Source organism: Erythrobacter sp. SG61-1L, from assembly GCF_001305965.1.
Lineage (GTDB): Bacteria > Pseudomonadota > Alphaproteobacteria > Sphingomonadales > Sphingomonadaceae > Andeanibacterium.
Map to the genome: position 1 here is coordinate 3,416,027 of NZ_JXQC01000003.1, position 23,834 is coordinate 3,439,860.

The 23,834-nt window shown below is 63.8% G+C and carries 22 protein-coding genes; 11 read left to right on the forward strand and 11 right to left on the reverse strand.

Annotated features, from left to right (window positions below; translation table 11 throughout):
* Nucleotides 1-146 precede the first annotated feature (146 nt).
* Nucleotides 147-905, forward strand: a complete 759-nt coding sequence (locus tag SZ64_RS16735; protein ID WP_054531857.1) for a TorF family putative porin — start codon at nt 147-149, stop codon at nt 903-905.
* A gap of 124 nt (nt 906-1,029) precedes the next feature.
* Here the strand turns inward: SZ64_RS16735 and SZ64_RS16740 are convergent, their stop codons facing one another.
* A complete protein-coding gene (locus SZ64_RS16740) occupies nt 1,030-1,680 on the reverse strand; it encodes an SIMPL domain-containing protein (RefSeq protein ID WP_054532331.1) in 651 nt (216 codons plus the stop codon).
* A gap of 198 nt (nt 1,681-1,878) precedes the next feature.
* Between SZ64_RS16740 and SZ64_RS16745 the strand changes: the two genes are divergently transcribed.
* Nucleotides 1,879-2,307 (forward strand): VOC family protein, encoded by a 429-nt coding sequence (locus SZ64_RS16745; RefSeq protein ID WP_054532332.1) that lies wholly within the window; start codon nt 1,879-1,881, stop codon nt 2,305-2,307.
* Between the two features lie 18 nt (nt 2,308-2,325).
* Here the strand turns inward: SZ64_RS16745 and nhaA are convergent, their stop codons facing one another.
* Entirely contained in the window at nt 2,326-3,522 is a 1,197-nt protein-coding gene (nhaA, locus tag SZ64_RS16750; RefSeq protein WP_054531858.1) for a Na+/H+ antiporter NhaA, read from the reverse strand.
* Between the two features lie 126 nt (nt 3,523-3,648).
* Here nhaA and SZ64_RS16755 point away from each other — a divergent pair, with 126 nt between their 5' ends.
* From SZ64_RS16755 to SZ64_RS16775, 5 genes are all read left to right on the forward strand, one after another.
* Entirely contained in the window at nt 3,649-5,049 is a 1,401-nt protein-coding gene (locus SZ64_RS16755; protein ID WP_241773073.1) for a glycosyl transferase family protein, read from the forward strand.
* Nucleotides 5,046-6,215: a hypothetical protein gene (locus SZ64_RS16760; protein WP_054531859.1), complete on the forward strand. Its 1,170-nt coding sequence runs from the start codon at nt 5,046-5,048 to the stop codon at nt 6,213-6,215. Before SZ64_RS16755 ends, SZ64_RS16760 begins: the two co-directional genes overlap by 4 nt.
* Before the next feature lie 78 nt (nt 6,216-6,293).
* Nucleotides 6,294-7,208, forward strand: coding sequence for a sulfite exporter TauE/SafE family protein (locus SZ64_RS16765; protein WP_054531860.1), 915 nt, complete (start codon nt 6,294-6,296; stop codon nt 7,206-7,208).
* A 23-nt stretch (nt 7,209-7,231) separates the two neighbouring features.
* On the forward strand, nt 7,232-7,972 hold the full coding sequence (locus tag SZ64_RS16770) for a TIGR02186 family protein (RefSeq protein ID WP_241773074.1): 741 nt from the start codon (nt 7,232-7,234) through the stop codon (nt 7,970-7,972).
* Nucleotides 7,973-8,089: 117 nt separating this feature from the next.
* On the forward strand, nt 8,090-9,862 hold the full coding sequence (locus SZ64_RS16775) for a DUF87 domain-containing protein (protein WP_082384662.1): 1,773 nt from the start codon (nt 8,090-8,092) through the stop codon (nt 9,860-9,862).
* Nucleotides 9,863-9,919: 57 nt separating this feature from the next.
* On the opposite strand, the gene SZ64_RS16780 is transcribed toward SZ64_RS16775, so the two are convergent.
* The 3 genes from SZ64_RS16780 to SZ64_RS16790 form a co-directional block, all read right to left on the reverse strand.
* Complete coding sequence (locus SZ64_RS16780) at nt 9,920-11,431, reverse strand: MATE family efflux transporter (protein ID WP_347230270.1); 1,512 nt, start codon at nt 11,429-11,431, stop codon at nt 9,920-9,922.
* The gene (locus tag SZ64_RS16785; protein ID WP_054531862.1) at nt 11,428-12,174 is read right to left on the reverse strand and encodes a 7-carboxy-7-deazaguanine synthase QueE; all 747 of its coding nucleotides are present in this window, start codon (nt 12,172-12,174) and stop codon (nt 11,428-11,430) included. Before SZ64_RS16785 ends, SZ64_RS16780 begins: the two co-directional genes overlap by 4 nt.
* Before the next feature lie 162 nt (nt 12,175-12,336).
* Nucleotides 12,337-15,021: a valine--tRNA ligase gene (locus SZ64_RS16790; RefSeq protein ID WP_054531863.1), complete on the reverse strand. Its 2,685-nt coding sequence runs from the start codon at nt 15,019-15,021 to the stop codon at nt 12,337-12,339.
* A gap of 120 nt (nt 15,022-15,141) precedes the next feature.
* Here SZ64_RS16790 and SZ64_RS16795 point away from each other — a divergent pair, with 120 nt between their 5' ends.
* The 4 genes from SZ64_RS16795 to SZ64_RS16810 are packed head-to-tail and all read left to right on the forward strand — an operon-like array spanning nt 15,142 to nt 18,761.
* Entirely contained in the window at nt 15,142-16,254 is a 1,113-nt protein-coding gene (locus tag SZ64_RS16795) for an ABC transporter permease (protein ID WP_054531864.1), read from the forward strand.
* Complete coding sequence (locus tag SZ64_RS16800) at nt 16,251-17,189, forward strand: ATP-binding cassette domain-containing protein (RefSeq protein WP_082384664.1); 939 nt, start codon at nt 16,251-16,253, stop codon at nt 17,187-17,189. The genes SZ64_RS16795 and SZ64_RS16800 overlap by 4 nt, the downstream gene beginning before the upstream one ends.
* 7 nt (nt 17,190-17,196) lie before the next feature.
* Nucleotides 17,197-18,144: an MlaD family protein gene (locus tag SZ64_RS16805; RefSeq protein WP_054531865.1), complete on the forward strand. Its 948-nt coding sequence runs from the start codon at nt 17,197-17,199 to the stop codon at nt 18,142-18,144.
* A gap of 11 nt (nt 18,145-18,155) precedes the next feature.
* Complete coding sequence (locus tag SZ64_RS16810; RefSeq protein WP_241773075.1) at nt 18,156-18,761, forward strand: ABC-type transport auxiliary lipoprotein family protein; 606 nt, start codon at nt 18,156-18,158, stop codon at nt 18,759-18,761.
* A 105-nt stretch (nt 18,762-18,866) separates the two neighbouring features.
* Here the strand turns inward: SZ64_RS16810 and SZ64_RS16815 are convergent, their stop codons facing one another.
* From SZ64_RS16815 to crcB, 6 genes are all read right to left on the reverse strand, one after another.
* Complete coding sequence (locus SZ64_RS16815; protein ID WP_054531866.1) at nt 18,867-20,477, reverse strand: sulfatase-like hydrolase/transferase; 1,611 nt, start codon at nt 20,475-20,477, stop codon at nt 18,867-18,869.
* A 140-nt stretch (nt 20,478-20,617) separates the two neighbouring features.
* Complete coding sequence (locus tag SZ64_RS16820; RefSeq protein ID WP_347230271.1) at nt 20,618-21,331, reverse strand: ATP12 family protein; 714 nt, start codon at nt 21,329-21,331, stop codon at nt 20,618-20,620.
* Nucleotides 21,313-21,522, reverse strand: a complete 210-nt coding sequence (locus SZ64_RS16825) for a hypothetical protein (protein ID WP_054531868.1) — start codon at nt 21,520-21,522, stop codon at nt 21,313-21,315. Before SZ64_RS16825 ends, SZ64_RS16820 begins: the two co-directional genes overlap by 19 nt.
* Nucleotides 21,519-22,172 (reverse strand): HAD-IA family hydrolase, encoded by a 654-nt coding sequence (locus SZ64_RS16830; RefSeq protein ID WP_193391537.1) that lies wholly within the window; start codon nt 22,170-22,172, stop codon nt 21,519-21,521. Before SZ64_RS16830 ends, SZ64_RS16825 begins: the two co-directional genes overlap by 4 nt.
* Nucleotides 22,169-23,392 carry an RluA family pseudouridine synthase gene (locus SZ64_RS16835; RefSeq protein ID WP_054531869.1) on the reverse strand — a complete coding sequence of 408 codons (1,224 nt, stop codon included), beginning with the start codon at nt 23,390-23,392 and terminating at the stop codon, nt 22,169-22,171. Before SZ64_RS16835 ends, SZ64_RS16830 begins: the two co-directional genes overlap by 4 nt.
* Complete coding sequence (crcB, locus tag SZ64_RS16840; RefSeq protein WP_054531870.1) at nt 23,389-23,796, reverse strand: fluoride efflux transporter CrcB; 408 nt, start codon at nt 23,794-23,796, stop codon at nt 23,389-23,391. The genes SZ64_RS16835 and crcB overlap by 4 nt, the downstream gene beginning before the upstream one ends.
* Between the last annotated feature and the right edge of the window lie 38 nt (nt 23,797-23,834).

Genomic DNA, 23,834 nt, shown 5'->3' on the forward strand with positions numbered 1-23,834 from the left:
TATGTGACACTTGGCAATAAGTCTTGTGCGCTGCAGCACCGCTGGGCAAGTTCATTGCGCAAATGGCAAGGCTGCACGCCAAATGATGCAGCCGCTGTTTACGCAGGTGGGACGAGGCTGACTAACCAAGTTATAAGGAACTTGCCATGCTTACGTCCGTTCGCAGCCTTCTGGCTGCTACCGTTCTCGCCGGTGCCGCGCTCGCCGCCACTCCCGCCATGGCGCAGGACGAAGAAACCCCGATCGTGACCGTTTCGGGCAACGTCGCTCTCGTCACCGACTATCGCTTCCGCGGCGTCGGCCTGTCGGGCGGCGATCCGGCCATCCAGGGCGGTATCACGCTGAACACCGCTCCGGGCTTCTATGTGGGCACCTGGGCTTCCTCGCTGGAAGATACCGCTTCCTACGGCGAAATGGAACTCGACGTGTTCGCTGGCTGGGCCGGTGACATCACCGACGGCGTCGGCATCGACGTTGGCGCGACCTACTACCTCTACCCGACCAACGACGTTGATCCGGCTGACGTTTTCGAACTCTATGCCAAGATCAAGCCTTCGGTCGGCCCGGTCGATCTCGCATTCGGCATCGCCTACGCTCCGAGCCAGGACTCGCTGGACTTCGGCGCTGGCCTGCCCGACGACAACATCTACCTGTCGGCTGATGCTTCGGTCGCCATCCCGTCGACCCCGCTGACCCTGACCGGTCACGTCGGTTACACCGATGGCGCCCTGACCTACACCGACAACAGCAAGGCATGGGACTACTCGATCGGCGCTTCGCTGACCGTGCTGGGCAATGTCTCGCTGGGCGTGAGCTATGTCGGCGTCGAAGCTGACGGCCTTGCCAAGGACGTCTCGGGCTTCACCGACGACACCGTGGTCGGCTCGCTGAGCGTCAGCTTCTAAGCTACGCTACTTCCGAGACGGAAAAGATTGGGGCCCGCGCCGGGATCGGCGCGGGCCCTTTTCTATGTCCCGAGGTGTGCTCCAGGCGCCCTTGTGGCGCCTGTCGGTGCCTTTGAGCGCGCCGTCAGCGCAGATAGAAATCCACGGTCGTCACGACGCGGACCTTCTTGAACGGCGTGTCAGAAACGCCCCAGCCTCCCTGGTCGCCATCACGGGCCTCGATCGAGAAATAGCCCTGAGTGGCGCTCTTGATCCCGCCCACGCCGGTGCCGCTGTCCTTGGCGAATTGTTCCGCAGCCGAACGGGCATCTTTCGTGGCTTCGGCCACCATTTCCGGCTTGATCGCGTTCAGCTTGGTGAAGGTGTAGGCCATGCCCGATCCTTCCTCCAGCATCACGCCCCGCCGAACGAGGTCGAACTGGCGCCGCACGGCATCCTGCGCCCGCTTGATGTCATGGCTGCGCAGGCTCATGCGTTGGCGCACCGTGAATTGCGGAATGCCGTTGTTGCTGTAGCTGGAAACGTTGACTGCAGTAGGTTCCAGCGCGTTCTGCGGGAAGCCCAGTTCCTTGAAAAAGGCCTTGATCTGCGACGTGTCGCGATCGACCTCTGCCTGCGCTTCGGCAAGGTTTCCGGCTGTGGAGGAATAGGAGATCGTCCAGGTGGCAAGGTCTGCCGTCACGTCGCGTTCCGCCAGCCCGCGGACCGTGACCGAGCGATCCGCCGCCTTGGCGCGGGTAAGGCCGTCGCCAAGCAGGTAGCCGCCTGCAATCATGCCGACAGCAAGGATTGTGGCGCTGCCCAACAAGAGGCGCGTATCGGCCCTGTGCCAGAAAGCGGTGGCGGGGGCGGGGGTTTCTTCTGTAATGTCGTCTCTCATGGCTGGCATCCTCCTCGAGTCCGGGGAGCGGACGCTGAACCGATGCCAATCTGCCGATGAACCGTGTTTGAATAGCGACGAATGGAGTTAAGCGTGGTCAAATACCTCCACAGCATGATCCGGGTAACCGATCCCGATGCGAGCGTGGATTTCTTCAAGCTGCTGGGGCTGGAAGAAACCCGCCGTATGGAAAATGAGAAGGGTCGCTTCACCCTGATCTTCCTGTCCGCACCGGGACAGGACGCCGAAGTCGAGTTGACCTACAACTGGCCGGCCGAAGGCGAAGAGGGCGAGAAGTATTCGGGCGGCCGCAATTTCGGCCACCTCGCCTATCAGGTGGATGACATCTACGCGACCTGCCAGCGCTTGATGGATGCGGGCATCACGATCAACCGTCCCCCGCGGGACGGGCACATGGCCTTCATCAAGACGCCGGACGGCATTTCGATCGAATTGCTGCAGGACGGCCATCTTGAACCGCAGGAGCCGTGGGCCAGCATGGAAAACACGGGCAGCTGGTAACAGCCGCCCGTTGCCGGGTTACGCGTCTTCTGCAGAGACTTTCGTGGTCATCCGCAGGATCGCGTAACCCAGCAAGGCCGAGACGAGAGATCCGGCCAGAATGCCGATTTTCGCTTCCTCGATCAGCAGGCGATTGGACGGGAATGCCAGTTCGGCGATGAACAGGCTCATGGTGAAGCCAATCCCGCACAGCACTGTCGTGCCCCAGATCTGCGGCCAGGTGGAATTGTCCGGCCGCTTGGCGATTCCCAGTTTGTCTGCCGCTACGATGCACAGGAAGATGCCGACCTGCTTGCCCAGCACGAGGCCGGCACCCACGGCCAGCGGCAGCGGAGCGAGCGCTTCCTTTAGGCCAATCCCGGCCAGCGCCACGCCGGCATTGGCAAAGCCGAACAGCGGCACCACCAGATAGGCATTCCAGCTGACCAGCGCGTGCTCCATCGTCTCGAGCATGTTCGAGCCGTTGTGATCGCGCATCGGGATGGTCAGCGCCGCGACAACGCCGGCAATCGTGGCGTGAATGCCCGAATTGAGCACACAGAACCACAGCACGATCGCGCCCAGAATATAGGGTGCAATGTGGTTTACCTTCAGGCGATTGAGGCCGTAAAGCGCTGCGAAGACCACCAGCGAGGCAATCAGCCAGGCGAATTTCAGATTGGCGGTATAGAACACCGCGATCACCAGCACCGCGCCAATATCGTCCACGATGGCGACGGTAAGCAGGAACAGGCGCAGGGATGCCGGCACCCGGCTGCCCAGCAGGCCGATCACGCCCATGGCGAAGGCAATGTCCGTCGCCGCAGGGATCGCCCAGCCATTCTGCAGGCGGACATCGCCGCCCGCGATCAGCATGTAGACGGCTGCCGGTGCGGCCATGCCCGCGATTGCTGCCATAACCGGCAGGCGGCGCTGGCGGGCATCGGCAAGATTGCCGGCCACGATCTCGCGCTTAACTTCCAGCCCGACCACGAAGAAGAATACCGCCATCAGGGCATCGTTGATCCACAGATGGACCGAGTTGAGCTTGGCGATCGGCGTCCAGGCCAGCGGTTCGTGGAAGAAATCGTGATAGAGATGCGAAAGCGGGGAGTTGGCGGCGATGATCGCCAGGGCCGCAATGGCAATCAGCAGGATGCCTTCGAAGGCATCGCTGACGAACAGGGCGCGCAAGGGGCGAACGGCCGAGCGGAGAAGGGAACGTTGCTGTTGCATCCCTCCTCCATTTCCGATGGGGCGGCCCGATGCAAGAAAATGCGGACAAATTTGGATGCTTCTCGCATTGCGGCACAAGCTTGGCCCCTCTAGCGTCGCAAGAACGGTAGTCGGGGGCCGCATTTTGTGATTCTGGGGGGTAGTTCGCTGCTGCAGTGGCTCGCGCTTGCCGAGCATGAGTTGCTGCTTTTCGCAGGATGTTTTTTTCTTCTTGGTGCGCTGGATGAAATCGGAATCGACGCCGCATGGCTATGGTTCCGGCTGACCGGTCGCGCCCGGACGGAGCGGATTGATCGCCAGCGTGAAACTGGCAGGCCGCTTGCCGGCCCGGTGGCCGTGCTGATTCCCACCTGGCGCGAGGCGGAAGTGATCGGGGCAACCATCTCCCATGCGCTGGCTGTATGGCCGCAGGAAGAACTGACGCTCTATGTCGGTTGCTATCGGAATGACCGGGCAACAGCAGAAGCCGTCACCAAGGCTGCTTCAGGTGATCCCAGGCTGCGGCTCGTGCTGCATGACCGGGACGGGCCGACGACCAAGGCGGATTGCCTCAACCGCCTGTATCGCGCCCTGTCCGACGATGAACGGCGGCGCGGAATGCAGTATCGCATGGCCTTGCTCCACGATGCAGAGGACATGGTCGATCCGGCCGCGCTTTCCCTGCTCGATCGGGAAATAGAGCATGCGGATTTCGTCCAGATCCCTGTTCGGCCTGAGCCGCAATTCGGCTCGCGCTGGATTGCCGGACATTATTGCGAGGAATTCGCCGAGGCCCATGGAAAGGCAATGGTGGTGCGCGATGCTCTGTCTGCCGGGCTTCCTGCCGCCGGGGTAGGCTGCGCCTTTTCACGTTCGATCCTGGATCGGCTCACGCAGATGCGGCCCGGACAGGGCGGCCCCTTCTCGGTCGACAGCCTGACGGAGGATTACGAGCTTGGGATCCGCATCAAGGTGCTGGGTGGCAAGGCCCGGTTCCTGAGGACGCGCGGCGATGACGGGCAGCTTGTCGCCACGCGCGCCTGTTTTCCGGCAAAATTGGTCCCTGCGGTGCGGCAGAAGACGCGTTGGGTCCACGGGATCGCCTTTCAGGGCTGGGACCGCCTGGGATGGAACTTCCACCCGGTGGAATTGTGGATGCGCATGCGTGACCGGCGCGGCCCGCTCACGGCCATTGTATTGGCTGCGGCCTATCTGCTGCTGGCAATCGCATGCGTGCTGTGGACAGCCGAATGGCTTGGCTATGGCCGCAACTGGATCGACGATCCGCTGCTGGAACTGCTCGTGCTGGTGAATTTTGCCAGCTTTGCCTGGCGCGCGGCAATGCGCTTTGCCTTTACTGCCCGCGAATATGGGGTCGGTGAAGGGCTGCGGGCCGTGGCGCGTATTCCTGTGGCCAATTTCATTGCGATCCTTGCGGGAAGGCGGGCGCTATTCGCTTATATCGCCGGTCTCGCGGGCGCCGCGCCGCGTTGGGACAAGACGGAACACCATGTCCATCCCGCGCAATTGAGCGGGAGGACGGCATGAATACCTATGGCCATACCCGCGGGCATCCGGTGATTGTGCTGGTGCTGGTAATCGGTGGCTGGATCGGTTTTCGCGGCGCCTTGTGGGATGCGCCTCGCCTGGAAGCTGCCCGTCCTGACACCTCGCAGCCATTCGGCTCATGGCCTGTTGCTCCGGGTGCGCAGTCCGCCATGGGTAGTTACTTCGTCGGACCACCGGCAGCCCTTGTCCAATCGACTGTTCAAGCGGCGCCATCGCCGCAGTTCGTCTATCTGGTGGCGCAGCCCGAGCCGGGACTGTTCGAACGGATTGCGTTGCAACTCGGCTTCGTTCGCCCTGAAGCGAACCTGTACGGGCAGGCGGGTGGCACGGTTTCAGCGGGTCCGGCACCGGTGTTTGCCTCCGGGCCGCAATCCATCGCCCCCTGGTCCTATGTGCTGACCGGCGGCACTGGCCTTGCAGAGCCTGCGCCCGCTTCTGCAGCACCGCAAGCCGCTCCGTTCCAGCCTCCAGTTCAGGCGGCGCAGGCCGCGCCCTTGCGCCGCTGGTCCGCAGACGGCTGGGCAATGTGGCGGCAGGACACCACTCCATCGCTTGCCTCCGGCAATGGCAGCTATGGCCAGAGCCAGGCGGGCATGGTGATGCGTTATCGCGTGATCCCTTCCAGCGGCCACAGGCCGGAACTTTATGGCAGGCTAAGTCAGGCCATGACGGGTGCGCAGGAAGTGGAAGGCGCACTGGGCGCTTCGGTTCGCCCTGTTCCGGGTTTGCCCGTTTCCCTTGCGGCGGAAGGGCGCATCACGCAGGTCAATGGGGGCACCTCCATCCGGCCGGCGGCCTTCGCCGTGGCGCAGATGCCCCGTGTGGGCCTGCCGCTGGGTGTGGAGGCAGATGCCTATGTGCAGGGCGGCTATGTCTGGGGCGATTATTCCAGCGCCTTTGTAGATGGTCAGGCCCGTGCGGAGCGGCCGGTAGTGAAGATCGGCCAATATGAGGTGAATGCCGGCGCGGGCATCTGGGGCGGCGCGCAGAAGGGCGCGGCGCGGCTCGACGTGGGGCCGACGGCCTCGGTCTATGTGCCGGTGGGCAAGCTTGGCTCGCGGGTTTCGGTTGACTGGCGATTCAGGGTGGCGGGCGATGCGGAACCGTCGGATGGGCCGGCCGTCACGGTCTCCACCGGGTTCTGAGCGTCTCTTCCACCTGATTTTGGCGGAATTTCGGGCGCCACGCCTTTAATCCGCCGCAACGCTGCGTTACGCGGGGACATGGATGTCTATCTCCCTATCGCGAACCTCGCGGTCAATGGTCTGGTGATCGTTGGCCTGGGGGCGCTGACGGGCATTCTCTCAGGTATTTTCGGGGTTGGCGGGGGCTTCCTGACTACCCCGCTGCTGATCTTTTACGGTGTGCCACCCACAGTCGCGGCAGCCAGTGCCGCCAGCCAGGTAACCGGCGCCAGCGTGTCGGGCGTGCTGGCTCACACGCGGCGGGGCGGGGTGGATTACCGGATCGGCGCGGTGCTTGTGGCGGGCGGGGCAATCGGCACCGGCATCGGGGCAGTACTGTTCCGCGTGCTGGAGGCAATCGGCCAGATCGATACGGTCATCAACATCCTCTATGTCGTATTGCTGGGTACGATCGGATCGCTGATGATGCGGGAGAGCATCCAGACTATCCGCGCAATGCGCAGCGGCAGTGCGCCGCCTGCGCGCAAGAGGCGCCACCATCCGCTGGTCGCCAGCCTGCCGCTGCGCTGGCGCTTCTACCGCTCCGGCCTCTACATCTCGCCGCTGGCACCGCTTATCCTTGGGATCGTGACCGGCATCATGACCATGCTGATGGGTGTGGGCGGCGGCTTCATCCTCGTGCCTGCTATGCTCTACATTCTGGGCATGAGCGCCAATGTCGTGGTCGGAACTTCGCTGTTCCAGATCCTGTTCGTCACCATGGTCACCACGATGATGCATGCGCTCACCACCAAGGCGGTGGACATGGTACTGGCCGGGCTGCTGCTGGTCGGATCGGTCACAGGCGCGCAACTGGGCGTGAAATTCGCGCAGAAGGCCAAGCCGGTCTATCTGCGTTTCGCGCTGGCCGCCATCGTGCTGGCCATTGCCCTGCGCATGGCTTTCGGCCTGGGGGTGAGGCCTGACGAGATATACACGGTGGTGCCGTTGTGACCGGCCGCCTCCCGTCCATTCTGTTGGCACTGGCTGCCTTCTTCGCACTTTCCGGCCAGCGAGACCCGATTCTGGTGCCGGAAGTCTCCCAGCACGAGATTCAGGTGCGGCAGGGCTTCACTGGCACCGAATTGCTGCTTTACGGCGCCATCCTCGATCCAAGCGGCATCCGCGCGGGCCGCGATTATGACATTGTGGTGGTGCTGAAGGGGCCGACCCAGTCGATCCGCCTGCGCGAGAAGCAGAAGATCGCGGGCATGTGGGTGAATGTGGACAGCAGCGATTTCCGTTCCGCGCCGTCCTTCTTCGCCGTGGCCAGTTCCCGCCCGATCCGGGAGATCGTGGATGAACGCACGGCCGCGATCTATGAACTTGGCCTGCCATGGCTGCAATTGTCTCCCATCGGCGCCATCGACCCGGAAGAGCAGGCGCGCTTTGCTTCCGGCCTTGTCGATCTGCGCCAGCGCGAAGGGCTGTACAATCAGGATGAGAAGGGCGTCAGCGTCAGCGAGCAGGTGCTCTATCAGGCGCGCATCGCCTTGCCCTCCAGCGTGCTGACCGGCACTTATACGGCGGAAACCTTTGCCATCACGCGCGGGCGCGTGGTCGCCTCTGCAGTGTCGCGGGTGGAAGTGCGCAAGCAGGGTTTCGAACGATTCATTGCGCAGTTCGCGGAGGATCAGCCCTTCTTCTACGGCATGATCGCCTGTGCGCTTTCCGTGCTGATGGGCTGGATCGCCGGGCGTCTGTTCGCTCTGGTCTGACGGGTCCGGAGGCAGCGGGCCAGCGCCATGCGGCCGAGCGTTCATTGACGCGATCTTAACGTCATTTTCCTATGCGGTGTGCTTGCAGAACAACTGAAACGCCACCGCGGGGGGCAAATGAACGATCTGGGCAAGCAATTCTTCCGACCCTTGCAGTCTGCCGAACTGCCGCAGGAAGCCGGGGCCGCCGCCGGCCATGCCGCACAGCCACCTGCCGCAGCTGCCGGCGCAGTGCAGACGCCAGCCCATGCGGCGCCGCAGCGCCCTGTTGCCCAACCCAGCGAGAATGCCAGTCAGCCGATCGGCGTGGTGCTGGAAATCGCCGGGTCCAGTTCTCAGATCGCCCTCGATCTGGAACGGCTGAATGAATGTGCTGCCGATGCCGACCCTTCCATCGCGCTTGCCGGGCAGGTGGGTAGCCAGATCAAGATCCGCGTTCCCGGCGGCTGGCTGCTGGCCAGTGTGCGCAATCAGCGGCAGGACCGGCGCGGCGGCACTGCCAGCATCGTCGCCAATATCGACTTTCTGGGCGAGGGCGAGGAAGAGCGGCTGACGGGCCGCATTCATGGCTTCCGCCGCGGCGTTACGCGCTATCCCATTCCGGGCGCGCTGATCTATCCTGCCTCCAATGCCGACCTTCGCCAGATCTATGCGTCCGATGGCCGCTCGGCGATTCAGGTCGGGACTGTCTATCCGACCACCGATATTCGCGCGGGCATCTACGTCGATGCCATGTTGGGCAAGCATTTCGCCCTTCTGGGTTCCACCGGTACCGGTAAGTCCACCAGCGCCGCGTTGATCCTGCACCGTATTTGCGAAGCTGCGCCGCAGGGCCATATCGTGATGATCGACCCGCACGGCGAATATTCGGCCGCTTTCCGCAGCACCGGCGTGATCTATGACGTGTCGAACCTGCAGATGCCCTATTGGCTGATGAACTTCGAGGAACATTGCGAAGTGTTCCTCAAGACGACCGGCAATGCCCTGCAGGAAGATGCGGACATTCTGGCCAAGTGTCTGCTCGAAGCGCGCAGCAAGAACCGCCTGGCCGAGAATATGGGCAAGATCACGGTGGATTCGCCGATCCCCTATCTCCTGTCTGACCTGACCAACATCCTGCAGAACGAGATGGGCAAGCTCGACAAGGCGAGTTCATCCGCGCCCTATATGCGCATCAAGACCAAGGTCGACGAGTTGAAGGCCGATCCGCGTTACCAGTTCATGTTCTCCGGCATGCTGGTGGGCGATACGATGTCGGAATTCATTTCCAAGATCTTCCGCATGCCTCCTTCCGGCCGACCGATCTCGATCATCGACGTATCGGGCGTGCCGTCGGACATTACCTCCACAGTGGTGGCCGTGCTCAGCCGGCTGGTGTTCGATTTCGCGATCTGGGGCCGTGAGGAAAAGCAGCGCCCGATCCTGCTCGTCTGCGAAGAAGCGCACCGTTATGTGCCGAACGAGAAGAACGCCGATGGCTCTTCGGTGGGCCGCATCCTTTCGCGTATCGCAAAGGAAGGCCGTAAATACGGTGTCTCGCTGGGCCTCATCACGCAGCGCCCCTCGGACCTTGCCGAAGGCGTGCTTTCCCAGTGCGGTACGATCCTGTCCATGCGCCTCAACAACGAACGCGACCAGAGCTTCGTTAAGGCGGCCATGCCTGAAGGTGCGCGCGGTTTCCTCGATTCCATTCCCGCCCTGCGCAACCGCGAATGCATCATCGTGGGCGAAGGTGTCTCGATCCCGATCCGCGTGTCGTTCGACAATCTGGAAGAGTCCAAGCGCCCCGCTTCGGAAGATCCGAGCTTTGTCGACCTGTGGCGCCAGTCCGGCGGCGAAGAGGACATGGTCCAGCGCGTGGTCCAGCGCTGGCGTTCACAGGGCAGGTAAGGGCGAGAGCAGGCAAAGGCGGCGCTCCTCCCCGCAAGAGGAGGGGCGCGCACCTGCTTACACGGAAGGCTTGAAACGGCCGGCAGGTTCGCTTTCGGCCTGTGCCTGTTCCATCGCCTCTTCCTCGCTCTCGGGCTTCGCGATCTCGCGCCACGAGGAATAGTGGTAGAACCACCAGCCCAGCACCAGCCCGGAAAACGCGGCCACGGGGAAGCTGTACCAGATGGCATCCGAACCCAGCCAGTCATAGGTCAGCCAGTAGAAGCCCAGACGCACCGGATAGAGCGCAATGGCGATGATGATCAGCGGCACCATCACCGCACCGCCGGCGCGCATGGTGGCGGAATAGACCATGGTCACGCCGAAGAAGATGAAGTTCCAGCTGGCCAGAAGCTGGATGTGGCGGCCCAGCGGAACGGCCGGGCTGTCCGGCCCAAGGAACAGGCCCAGCGCGGGCCGGTCGAACAGCAGCAGCAGCACGGTGAGCACGCCGGTCATGATGAAGTTCACCAGCACGCCCGCGCGGGTGACATGGTCCAGCCGATCCCACTTGCGGGCGCCGATGAACTGGGCGGCCATCGCGCTGACCGCGCCGCCAATCGCCATGGCGGGCATCTGGATATAGGTGAAAAGCTGCATGGCCGCGCCATAGGCAGCGGTCATCAGCAGGCCTTCGCGGTTCACCAGCCCGACCACGATGATGCCCGCCGCGCTCATCACCAGCATCTGGGCGCCCATCGGCAGGCCCTTGGTGATGATATAGCCCAGCTCCTCGCGCTGGGGGCGCAGATAGGCAAGTTCGGCTGCGCGCAGGCGCAGCGGCAGATCCTTGCCATAGACATAGCCGATCATCCCCAGGAAGGAGACGAGGCTGGCCAGCATGGTGGATAGGGCGGAACCGGCGATACCCAATGCGGGAATCGGGCCGAAGCCCGCGATCAGCAGCGGGTTGAACACCGCATCGATCGCCACAGTGACCAGCATGAAGATCAGCGGCGTACGTGCATCGCCCGTACCGCGCAGCCCCATGGTGAGGATGATGGAGACCATCATGAACGGCATGGAGAGGAAGATGATCCGCAGATAGGTGAGCGCCAGTTCATAGGCGCCTTCCGGCGTTTCCAGCACGGTCAGCAGGCCCGGAGCGATATACCAGCCGAGGATCGCGATACCGATCATCAGCAGGCTGCAGAAGCCCACTGCTGTGCCGAAAGTGCGCCGGGCGCCGTCCACATCGCGCGCACCGAAGCGCTGCCCGATCTTCACTGTGCCGGCCATGCCGAAGCCAAAGGCGGCGCTGGAGACGAGGAACATCACGATATTGGCATTGGCGGTTGCCGCCAGCGCTTCTTCGCCCAGCAGGCGTCCGACCCAGATCGAATTCACCGTGCCCGAGAGCGACTGGAGGATATTGGCCATCAGCGTGGGGATGCTGAACATGATCAGCGTGCGCAGGATCGGACCCTGCGTCAGGTCGCCGCGCATCATCGCGCCGGGGCCGCCTTTGGGCGGGCCGGGTTGCGCTGCGGTATCGCCCTGCGGGGCGGCTGATTCAGTTGGGCCGTTCATGTGCCCCTACTGTCTCCAAAAAGCTGGATGTGCAACCTTTTGGACAGAGTCAAAGACTCGTGAATGCAGACATCCGCCAGCCATGCCTCGCGCGCTTCCAGCGTCTGCTGATCGGTCCCTTCGCCCATCACCATGATGCGATCGCGCGGAATTGCGTGGAGTTCCGCCAGTGCCAGCACTTCGGCAACATCCTCAAGACTGGCCACCACGAATTTGAAGGTGGCCTTGGGCCTCGCCACCCAGTCCGCAAGACGTTCGGGGATAAGCGCCAGTTCAGCCGGATTGCCGCTGTGCGAAAGCTTGGGGCTGACATTGTACTGGGCTACGAATCGGTCGACCGCATCGGTCGGGCGGACCGTGCCGTTGGTTTCCACTTCCACGATCATGCCGGGCACCAGTTCCTCCAGCGCGGCCAGCATGCGGGCAAGGGCGGGGGCTTGCAGCAGCGGCTCGCCGCCGGTCACGACCAGCCGCTTCATCCCCGATGCGGCGATGCGCTCGGCGACATCCTCCTCGGACAGAGTCACCTGATTTTCCGCGCGTTCGAAGGTAATTCCGTCGCGGTGCGGGCGGTTATCGCCAGTGAAGCGCCATGTGTAGGCCGTGTCGCACCACACGCAGGCAAGGTTGCAGCGAGACAGGCGCACGAAGGCGCAGGGTTTGCCCATGGAAGGGCCTTCGCCCTGGATCGAGGCGAAGATCTCCGGCTCGCCGGGTGTGGTGGTGGCGAGGACCAGGGGCATCCTAAATCCTCCCCGAAACGGGGAGGGGGACCGGCCTCCGGCCGGTGGAGGGGCACGCGCGAGTGCGCGGAACCACTAAGATTGCATGGCTGGGCGACTGCCCCTCCACCATGCTTCGCATGGTCCCCCTCCCCGTTTCGGGGAGGATCAGGAGAGCCGGCCTCACCCCAACCGTTCCAGTGCTGCGGAAAGCCTCTCGGCCTCGGCAGCATGGTGCGCGTGGTCGGCGCGGGCCTTTTCGACCGCTTCGGGCTTTGCCTTTTCGACAAAGGCCGGGTTGGACAGGCGGCCCTGCAGCGATTTGGCTTCCTTCTGCGAAGCCTCCAGCGCCTTGGCGAGACGGGCCTTCTCGGCCTCGATGTCGATAATGCCTTCCAGCGGGATGACGAACACGTCGCCGCCCGCCACGATCTGCATGGCCGCCCCTGCCGGTGCCGCTTCGAAGCGGATGGCGGAGAGGCGAGCAAGGCGGTCGATGGCGGCTGCACTTGCCTCGATCACGCCCTTGCCCAGCGGGCTGGGCGTTTCGAGATAGGCTTCCAGCCGGGCGCCGGGCGCGATGCCCAACTCGTTCTTGGCAGTGCGAATGTTGGAGGTGAGGGCGATCAGCCACTCCACTTCCGCCTTTGCCGCCGGATCGATGGCCGCATTGGGTGCGGGCCATTTGGCAAGGATCAGTTCGTAAGGCCGATCCCCCTGCGCGTTCCACAGCTCTTCAGTGATGAAGGGCATGAAGGGGTGCAGCATCACCAGAATCTGGTCGAGCACCCAGCCTGCGACTGCCTTGGTTTCCGCGTCAAAGTTGCCTTTGATGAGTTCGATATACCAGTCGCAGAAAGTGTCCCACACGAAGTGGTAGATGGCATTGGCCGCCGCATCAAAGCGGAGTTCGGCCATCGCCTTGTCCAGCTCGGCCACGGTTTCCACGACTTCGCCGATGATCCACTTGTTCACTGCGCTGGTGGCAGCGGGTGCTTCGATGGAGGCGGAGGCGCCGATACCGTTCGCCTGGCAGAAGCGCGTGGCGTTCCACAGCTTGGTTGCGAAGTTGCGATAACCTTCGACCCGCTTCTCATCCATCTTGATGTCGCGGCCCTGGCTTTCCATCGCCGCCATGAAGAAGCGCAGCGCATCCGCGCCATATTTGTCGATCAGGCCCAGCGGATCGACCACATTGCCCTTGGACTTGGACATCTTTGCCCCATCAGGCGCGCGGACGAGGCCATGGAGATAGAGCCGCTTCCACGGCACTTCCTTCATGAAATGGATGCCCTGCATCGCCATGCGCGCATCCCAGAAGAACAGGATGTCGAAGCCGGAAATCAGCAGATCGTTGGGATAGTGCTTGGCCAGCAGCTCGGTATCGTCCGGCCAGCCCAGCGTGGCGAAGGGCCACAGGGCGCTGGAGAACCAGGTATCGAGCACGTCGGAATCGCGGGTCAACGGCTTGTTGCCAGCCTGCGCCTGCGCCTCTTCTTCCGTCTCGGCCACGAAGACATTGCCGTCCTCGTCATACCAAGCCGGAATCCGGTGGCCCCACCACAGCTGGCGGGAAACGCACCAGGGCTGGATGTTTTCCATCCAGTTGAAATAGGTCTTTTCCCAGCTCTTCGGGACAATCTCGATGGCGCCCGAACGCACTGCTTCCATCGCGGGCTGCGCCAGCGTTGCTGCATCGACATACCACTGGTCGGTCAGCCAGGGTTCGATCACCACGCCGCCACGGTCGCCGAAGGGCGTCTGGATGGTGCGCGGTTCGGCATCGTGCAGAACCTCGTTGCCTTCCTTGTCCTTCGTCACATGCGGGATGAGGAAGCCGAGTTCCTTCATCCGCTCGACCACCAGCGCGCGCGCGTCGAAGCGGTCCAGCCCGAGGAATTCATCCGGCACCAGCCCGTCCGCCGTCTGCACCACGCAGGCATTCTCATCGAGCATGTTGAGCATGTCGGCAGGGGCGATCCCGGCGCGCTTGCCCACTTCGAAGTCGTTGAAGTCATGCCCCGGCGTGATCTTCACCGCGCCGCTGCCCAGTTCCGGGTCGGCGTGTTCGTCGGCGACGATACGGAAGCGGCGGCCGGTGATCGGCTGGAGGATTTCCTTGCCGATGACCGACTTGTACCGCTCGTCCTCCGCATTCACGGCCACGGCCATATCGGCCAGCATCGTTTCCGGGCGCGTGGTGGCGACTTCGATATAGTCCTGTCCGTTGCTCAGCGTGACGCCGTCGGCCAGCGGATATTTGAAGTGCCAGAAGCCGCCCTTTACCTCGCGCGTTTCCACTTCGAGGTCGGAAATGGCGGTCTTCAGCTTGGGATCCCAGTTCACCAGGCGCTTGTCGCGGTAGATCAGGCCCTGATTATAGAGGTCCACGAACACCTTCAGCACCGCGCGGGTGAAGTGCGGGTCCATGGTGAACTGTTCGCGGCTCCAGTCCATCGAGCAGCCAAGGCGGCGCAGCTGGCCGGTGATGGCGCCGCCGCTCTCGGCCTTCCATTCCCACACCTTCTCGACGAATTGCTCGCGCGAATAGTTGGTGCGCTTGTCCTGCCGCGCCTCCATCTGGCGTTCGACGACCATCTGCGTGGCGATGCCGGCATGGTCCATGCCCACCACCCACAGCGCATCCTTGCCGCGCAGACGCTCGTACCGCACGACCACGTCCTGCAAGGTATTGTCCAGCGCGTGGCCGATATGCAGGCTGCCCGTCACATTGGGCGGCGGGTTTACGATAGTGAAGGGCTGCGCGTCGGGCCGTTCGGGCCGGAACAGCCCGTTCGCTTCCCAATGGGAATACCACTTCGCCTCGATGGAGGCGGGATCGAAAGTCTTGTCGAGAGTGTCGCTCATACTGGTCTGGGCCTTTGCCAGCCGCAATTGTGCGGTGCAATGCCCAATGATTTGACAGGCTGTCCCGATCCGACGCCTCGGCCTTGTCGCGGCCCCATTTTGCCCGCATAGCTCAACCCCATGAGGGAATGGGCGGATTTCACGGTCGAGACCGACGAAAAGGACGGCACCAGTCTGGTGCTGTCCGGCCCCTTGCTGATTTCTTCCATCGGTGTGCTCGACCGCAGGCTGCGCGAATGGCCCGGCCCGGTGGACCGGATCGACCTTTCGCAGGTCGGTGCGGTCGATACGGTGGGCGCCTGGATCGTCTGGCGCTTCGCGCGCGACAGCGGCGGGCAGATCACCGGCGCCAGCGAGGATGCGCGCCGCCTGATCGATGCCGTGCAAGGCTCTCAGAGCGAGGCGGAGATCGAGGCGCCGCGCCTGCCGCTGCTCACCCGCGTGCCCGCCGCAATCGGCACGCGCGTGTTCGACTGGGGCGTTGGCGTGATCCGCCTGCTGGGTTTCCTCGGCGCGATCCTTACCGCGCTCGGCTCGCTCGCCGTCAATCCCCGGCGGTTGCGCATTGCCTCCATCACTCGCCAGTTCGAACTGGTGGGCATTTCCGCCCTCGGCATCATCGGGTTGATGAGCTTCCTCATCGGCATCGTGATCGCGCAGCAGGGCGCGGTGCAGCTGCGCCAGTTCGGGGCGGAAATCTACACGGTGAACCTCACCGGCCGGCTCGCCGTGCGCGAACTGGGCGTGCTGATGACGGCGATCATGGTCGCGGGCCGTTCCGGCTCTGCCTTCGCGGCACAGATCGGCACGATGAAGCTGACCGAGGAAGTGGACGCGATGCGCACCATCGGCGTTTCTCCGATGGAGGCGCTGATCGTGCCGCGCCTGCTGGCGGCGGTGTTCATGATGCCGCTGCTGGGCTTCTTCTCCGCCGGTATCGCGATTGTCGGCGGTGCGGTGATTTCTGATGTCAGCCTTGGCATTCCCTTCTTCAGCTTCCTCAGCCGCATTCAGGAAGTGGTGCCGCTGCGCGATGTGTGGGTGTGTCTGGTCAAGGCACCGGTCTTCGGGATGATCGTGGCCCTGGCGGGTTGCTATCAGGGCATGCAGGTGCAGGGCAATTCCGAGGAAGTGGGCCTGCGCACTACCAAGGCCGTGGTGCAGGGCATCTTTATGGTGATCGTGCTTGATGCGTTCTTTGCCGTCTTCTTCACCGAAGTGGGTTGGGGATGAGCGAGGAAAAGATCGTCACCGCTGTGGAGCGTCAGGCAAGGCGCTTCGACCCGGAGCCGTTCCGGGGCGACTATCCCGTGGTGGTGGAAGGGCTGGTCAACCGGTTTGACGGGCACACCGTGCACGAAGGGCTGGACCTCAAGGTCCGGCGCGGGGAAGTGCTGGGGGTGGTCGGCGGATCGGGCACGGGCAAATCCGTGCTGATGCGCTCCATCATCGGGCTGCAGGTGCCGCAGGAAGGGCATATCGAAGTTCTGGGCCACACGGTGACCGACCTGTGGGAAGGCAGCCAGATCGACATTCGCTCCCGCTGGGGGGTGCTGTTTCAGGGCGGCGCACTGTTTTCCACGCTGACCGTGGGCGAAAATGTCGAAGTGCCCCTGCGCGAATTCTATCCCGAGCTGGAGCCGGAGCTTCGGCACGAAATCGCCCGCTACAAGGTGCGCCTTTCCGGCCTGCCGGGCGAGGCGGCGAGCAAGTTTCCGTCCGAGCTTTCCGGCGGCATGCGCAAGCGCGCCGGCCTTGCCCGCGCGCTTGCGCTCGATCCGGAACTGCTGTTCCTTGACGAGCCGACCGCCGGGCTTGACCCGGTGGGCGCCGCCGCATTCGACCGGCTGACCCGCGAACTGGCGGATGTGCTGGACCTTACCGTGTTCCTCATCACGCACGATCTGGATACGCTGTACGAAATCTGCGACCGGGTGGCCGTGCTGGCGGACAAGAAAGTGATCGCGGTGGGCACGATCCCGGAACTGCTGGCGCTCGACCATCCGTGGATTCAGGAATATTTCAACGGCCCGCGCGGGCGGGCGGCAAAGGCCAGCCAGGATCGGGCGGACCTTGCGGGGATCGCTGCCCGGGAGCAGGGCGGCCGGGAACGGACTGACCAAAAACAGTCCGGGGCCATGGACAAGCCTGCGGGCAGAGGGGCATAGACGGCCGATGGAAACGCGCGCGAACCATGTCTGGGTGGGTGCTGTCACCCTGTTCCTGCTGGCGGCGCTGGCGGCCTTCATCATGTGGATCGCCGGGCTGAGCGGTGTGCAGAAGAAGGAATATGACATCTTCTTCAAGCAATCGGTGGATGGCCTTGCCAAAGGCTCCAACGTCACCTTCTCCGGCGTGCCGGTGGGCGAGATTTCGGAAATCGAGCTGTGGCCGAAGAACCCGGAATATGTCCGTGTGCGCGTGCGGGTGGGCAAGGATGTGCCGATCCTGCTCGGCACCGTGGCTACGGTGCAGTCCAGCTTTACCGGTTCTTCCAAGATCCAGCTCGATGGCGCGCGCGACGGGGCGCCTGAGATTACCTGCGAGAACACCAGCTGCCTTGAAGGCAAGCCCACCATTGCCGCCAAGCCCGGCGGCCTTGGCGAAATCCTTTCCAACGCGCCACTGCTGCTGGAACGCCTCGCGACGCTGACTGACCGGCTGACCCAGTTGATGTCGGATGACAATCAGGCATCCATCGCCGGCATTCTCAAGAATACCGAGAGGCTGACCGATCATGTGGCCGATGCCTCGCCCCAGATCGAGGCGACGCTGACCGAATTGCAGGCCACCTTGCGGCAGGCGAACAAGAGCCTCGCCGCGTTCGAGGGCACGATGGGCACTGCCGATGGCCTGCTGAAGAAGGATGGCGAGGCGCTGGCCAACCAGCTGCGCGACACGCTGAAATCCGCGAAGCTGGCGGCGGAATCGCTCGATGAAACGCTGAAGAGCGCGCAGCCCGCCACGCGCCAGCTTTCCGAAAATACCTTGCCCGCAGCCGAGGCGACCCTGCGTGACCTGCGCGAGGCGAGCCAGGCCCTGCGCAAGATCACCGAGAAGATCGACAATCAGGGCGCGGGCGCGCTGATCAAGGGCAATGACCTGCCGGACTACAAGCCATGAAGAGTTTGGCCATGAGGGATTTCGCGATGAAGGGTACGCACAAGGCCGGGCTTGCGGCCATCGCAATGGCGCTGACCCTGTCCGGCTGTGTCAGCCTGGGCAAGGAACCCCCGCCGACCCTGTTCACCCTCACGCCCACCGCGCTTGCCCCGGCAGGCCTTTCGGCCAGCGGCACCTCCGCGCAGGCACTGGCAGTGATCGAACCGGATGCGCCCCAGCGGCTCGACGTGGCACGCGTGCCGGTGCAGGTGGATGCGGCAACCGTCGCCTATCTGAAAGATGCGGTATGGGTTGAAAAGCCCGCCCGCCTGTTTGGCCGCCTGCTGGCCGAAACGATCCGTTCGAAGCAGACCCGGCTGGTGGTGGAAGGCAGCGACACGGCCTATGCCGCAGCCACCAAGCTTTCCGGCCACCTTCTGGAAATGGGCTACGATGCCGGTTCCAGTTCGGTAGTGGTGCGTTTCGATGCAGTGTTGCGCCAGCCAGACGGCCAGATCCTCACCCGCCGCTTCGAAGCGAAGGTCAGCGGCGTGGCGCCCGACGCCGCAAGCGTCGCCCCGGCGCTGAACGAGGCGGCAAACACGGTCGCCGCCGAAGTGGCGGAGTGGATCGGGTAAGGGGCAAGCGCCAGACGGCTCTTCCCGGTCAACTCACTCTGCCCTTCCTGAGATTGTCGAAGGACGCGCCTTGCCGATTGGCCAGGCGCGCCCTCGTCCGGCCGTTCAGAGCTTCTTCTCGGCCTCCAGCTTCTCGTGGAGGAAGCAGTAATTGGCGTCCGGGTCGTTCGGCACCACGGCGGCCTGTGCGGCGCAGCTTGCCGGGGGCGTCAGCGGGAATTCTTCCAGCGGGTCTTTCGCCAGATTGAAGAATTCGCAGCTTTCCACGCCTTCGCGGTCTTTGCACAGCACCTTGTAGGTCGCGTTGCGCACGCCGATCTGGTGCTCGTTCTTGCTGAGCGGGATGACCGTTTCGCCCACGATATAGCCAAGGTTCGGATCGCGGATCGCGGCCTTGTGATCGAACAATACGGGCGAGAGCGATATGGCATCCAGCGCTACCGTGCCGCTGCCATCCTTGTTGGGCACGCGCTCGGGCGTCTCGGCCCCGGCGAAATCGTGAATGGTGGCAAACAGGTCAACCACGTGGGTCACCGCATCGCTGCTGCCCGGCTGGATGCCCGGCCCGACAATGGCCAGAGGAATGCGCATCCCGCTTTCATAGGCAGTGCCCTTCGCCCGGCCATCGCGCGTGATATACATGTTGTCGATGAAATTGGTGCCGGGCTGGCCGTACATCGGGGTGCCATTGTCACCCAGCACGATGATATAGGTATTGGGGTCCATCTTCCCGACAGCATCGAGCAGCTTGCCCACCACTGTGTCGATCGAATTGGTCATCGCCCGGTTGAGGGCGCCTGCTTTGCAATCGCCGATCTTCGTCGTGCCGAACTGGCCGCCGCAGGCCGCCATCTCGTCGCGAGAGATCTGGTCCAGCGTATCCGCATTGGGAACCATGGTGGGGTTGGGGAACCGGCCTGCTGTGATGTGGGAGAGGTTGAAGGCCAGCCATGCAAACCACGGCTTGTCCGGATGGGCCTGTTCCTGCCCGGCGATCCAGTCGATCGTGTCGGCCACTTTCACGACCGGGGCGTAAGTGGTGGGCGCAATGCCGGGCAGGGATTTTACAGGCGGTTTGGTTTGCACCCATTCGCTGTCAGGCGTGCTGCCGTCCTGCACCTGATAATCGTAATCCCAGTAATCGTAGATTGCGCCGTTGAGATTGCCCTTGAACAGGTCAAATCCGGCCTCGCGCGGCTTCATGCCCGGATATTCGTTCAGCCCGGCCATGTGCCACTTGCCGAAGATCGCGGTGGCATAGCCAGCCTGCTTCAGGTCCATCCCCAGCGAGCGATGGTTCTGCGAAAGCCAGTTGGTATAATCGCGCATCCCGGTCTTGGCGGCGTTCAGGCCGGTCAGCATCGAGGCGCGGGTGGGTGAACAGAAAGGCTGCGCCCAGGCATTGGTGAAGATCACGCCCCTCTGCGACAGCGCGTCTATCACCGGTGTGGAAGCCGGGCCGCCCTTGATCCGGGCATAGTCGGGATGGTTCAGGCCCTGCGGCCCATATTGCTGCACCAGCCCGTCGATCAGGCCGGGATACATGTTCGACATGGTGTCGATGCCCACATCGTCGAGAATCACGAGCAGGATGTTGGGCTTGCCGGTGCTCTCGGCCTCTTCGGCGGATGCCTGCGGCGCAAGGGCGCAGCTTGCCATGGCCAGAATGCTGGCAGCGGCGAATTTCCGGAATCGCGATGCGACACGCTTTGTCATTGTCTCTCTCCCCCGGCCCGGTTGTTTCGCTGGTGCGAAGTGCGGGCTCGTCCGGGGCGAGGGAATTCGGCAGCGCGCGTGCGATTGCAACGCAGCACCCACTTATGAGGGATATAGGCGGATGCTTATAAGTGCGGTGGTCAGCCCATCCGGGCCAGCCGGGCAAAGTCCAGCGCGGCAGCGAATTCGCCAAGGCGTTTCGCCCGCTTTTCTTCCGCTGTCCATTCCCAGCCCCATTGTTCCGCCTGCCAGTCTTCCTCGGCATTGGCGATGGCCCACAGGGCTTCCGCATTCGCCCCATCGTCCAGCGCCGCAAGTGCGACGGCGAGAGAGGCGGAGAGAGACGCCATGGTCTTCAGCGCGGCCAGCGCAAAGGGATCGAGCGTTTCAAGATGAGCGTTGAGCGCGGCCAGTGTTTCGGCAGGCTGGGGCCGGTGCATGATGCCGCTCACGCGCTCAAAGCGCACCTTGTGGCGCTCCTCTAGCGCTTTCAGTACCGGTTCCCACAGCTGCTGCTGGCGGGGGAAAAGCGGTTCGTCCGGATCGGCCCGGTAACAGAGCGTATCCGTTTCGGCATAGCGCAGGATGGACGGGATTTCCGCCGCCGGATCGGGTGAAACCACGTCGATCGCATAGTCGGCCAAATCGCGATAGCGGAAGGCAGCAGCGTCGATTTCCTCGCCCTGATCCGCCCATTCCTGTGCCATCGCCTCGGCCAGCGCGCGGCTGGGCACGATCTGTGCGGCGCCCCTCTGGGACTTGATTCCGCGCCCGTCCAGCGTCACCCGCCAGCCACCTTCGACCGGTTCCACCGCGACATTCTTGTAGAAGCGCTTCATTTCGGCGTCCGCCATTTGCGAGCCAGAATCTGGGGCACCAGATAGACATCGATCAGGCCCACCACGATCAGCGCGTAGCCGGCTTCCTTGGGCCATTCGATGATCTGGCGTACCACCAGCGCGCCAGCCAGAACCATGGCAACGCCGACCAGGCGGACAATGGAAATGGTCGCCCAGCGATCCCGCGCCCGCTTGTCATCGCTCATCGCAGCAAGTCCCGCAATTCGGCGGCATTGGCGGCCACGGCCTCGGCCCCGGCGTCCATCAGTTCCTCAACGGCGTGATAGCCCCAGGCCACACCGATGGGTCTTGCGCCCGCGGCCTTTGCCATTTCGATATCATAGGCCGTGTCGCCGATCATTACCGTGGCCGAAGGCGCGGCAAAGGCATCGGCCATGGCCTGTTCCAGCATGGCGGGGTACGGCTTGGAGGGGTGCCGGTCCGCCGTTTGCAGTGTGGCGAACAGGTCAAGCAATCCGTGATTGGCAAGGCAGCCCTTCAGCCCGCGATCCGACTTGCCGGTCGCAACGCCCAGCACCCAGCCGCAGCGGTGCAGATCGTCCAGCAATTCGCGAATACCGTCATAAAGCGGCTCGGCCACCTGCCCGCTGGTACGCGCGGCGAAGAAGGCGGCGCGATAGGCCTCGACCAGATGGGTGTGCTGCTCCGCCTCGGCATCGGGCGCGAGGTTGCGGATGGCGACTGGCAGGCTCAGCCCCACGATCCGGCGGACGGAGGAGTTGGGCGGGGCGGGCAGGCCCACCGTCTCGAAGGCTGTGCGCATGGCGTTGCACACGGCCGCCTGCCCATCGACCAGAGTTCCATCGCAATCGAACACGGCAAGGCGAATGCTCACTTCCGGGTCCTCGGCCCCGGCTTTCCGGCAGGCTTCGCACCGGGTTTTGCGCCCGGTCGACGGGCGGGCTTGGCTCCAGGTTTTCCGCCAGCCTTCGCCCCGGCTGCGGGCTTGCCCCGGCGCGGTGTTTCTTCGCCTGATGGACCACGCTTGCGCCGTTCGCCGCGCCGTTCCTTGCGGTATTGCTTGGCATGGGCCTTGGCCGCTTGCTTCTTCTCGGTGCGAGAGGGCGGGGGCGCGCTTTCTTCCGGCAGGGCATCGCTCATCGAAATGTCGAAGCCCAGCTGTTCCATGCTGGTGGCGAAATGGCTGGGCAGTTCAGCCGTCGCGTCCAGCTTGCCGCCATCGGGATGGTCGATAATCAGGCGCCGGGCATGCAGGTGCATCTTGCGGCTGATGCTGCCGGTCAGGAAGGCTTCCGGGCCGCCATATTTGCCGTCGCCCACGATGGGATGGCCGATGGCGGCCATGTGGACGCGCAGCTGGTGCGTGCGGCCCGTCAGCGGTTGCAGCTCCACCCAGGCGGCGCGCTTGGCCGCGCGGTCGATCACACGGTAACGGGTGCGCGCAGGCTGGCCGTTTTCCTCGTCCACATGCATCTTTTCGCCGCCGGTGCCCGGCTGCTTGGCGATGGGCGCGTCGATCGTGCCTTCCAGCACATCGGGCACGCCCACGATCAATGCCCAATAGACCTTTTTGGCGGAACGGCCGGAAAAGCGTTTGGAAAAGAACGCGGCGCTGCCCGGCGTGCGGGCCACCAGCAGCACGCCGCTGGTATCCTTGTCGAGCCGGTGGACAAGGCGCGGACGGGCTTCGTCGCCGCGCACGAAGGCGTCCAGCAAGCCGTCCACATGGTCTTTCATCTTGGTGCCGCCCTGCGTGGCGAGACCCGGTGGCTTGTTGAGTACGATGGCAGAGCGATCCTGCGTGATTACCATCGCTTCTGCGCGTGAGACGTCTTCCTCGCTCAGTTCTCGGCGCGGGCGCGGTTCCTTGGCGGAACTGTCGCCGCCTGGCGGCACGCGCAGCACCTGCCCGACCTCCAGCCGGTCTTCCGGCTTGGCCCGCTTGCCGTCCACGCGAATCTGCCCGGTGCGCGCCCAGCGCGATACGGTGGCAAAACCCACTTGCGGCAGATGGCGCTTGAACCAGCGGTCCAGCCGGATGCCGTCATCGTCGGTGCCGACGGTGAACTGGCGTACTTCCTCTGCCGGCTTCATCCTGCCACCCGCATGGCGATAAGGCCTATATAAAGGCCCGTCAGCCCCGCCAGCATCGAAACGGCTACATAGGTCAGGGCCAGCGTGGGCTGGCCGCGTTCGATCAGCAGCATCATCTCCAGGCTGAAGCTGGAAAAGGTGGTGAACCCGCCCAGCAGGCCCACGCCGATCAGCAGGCGCCAGAAATCGCCGCCGGTGCCATGGCGGGCAAGGAAGCCGGCCAGCACACCCATGGCGACGCTGCCCAGCACGTTGCAGGTCAGGGTGGCCCAGGGAAAGGCGGTGACGGTGGCGGGGCCGAGAGCGTGGGTCATCAGCCGTCCGAGCTGATAGCGCAACGCCGCGCCTGCACCGCCGCCAAGGGCGACATAGGCGGTTGCGGCAAGGGGGGAAGTGGCAGTCATGAGCGGTGCCTTAGACGTGCGGCGCCGAAGTTGGAAGG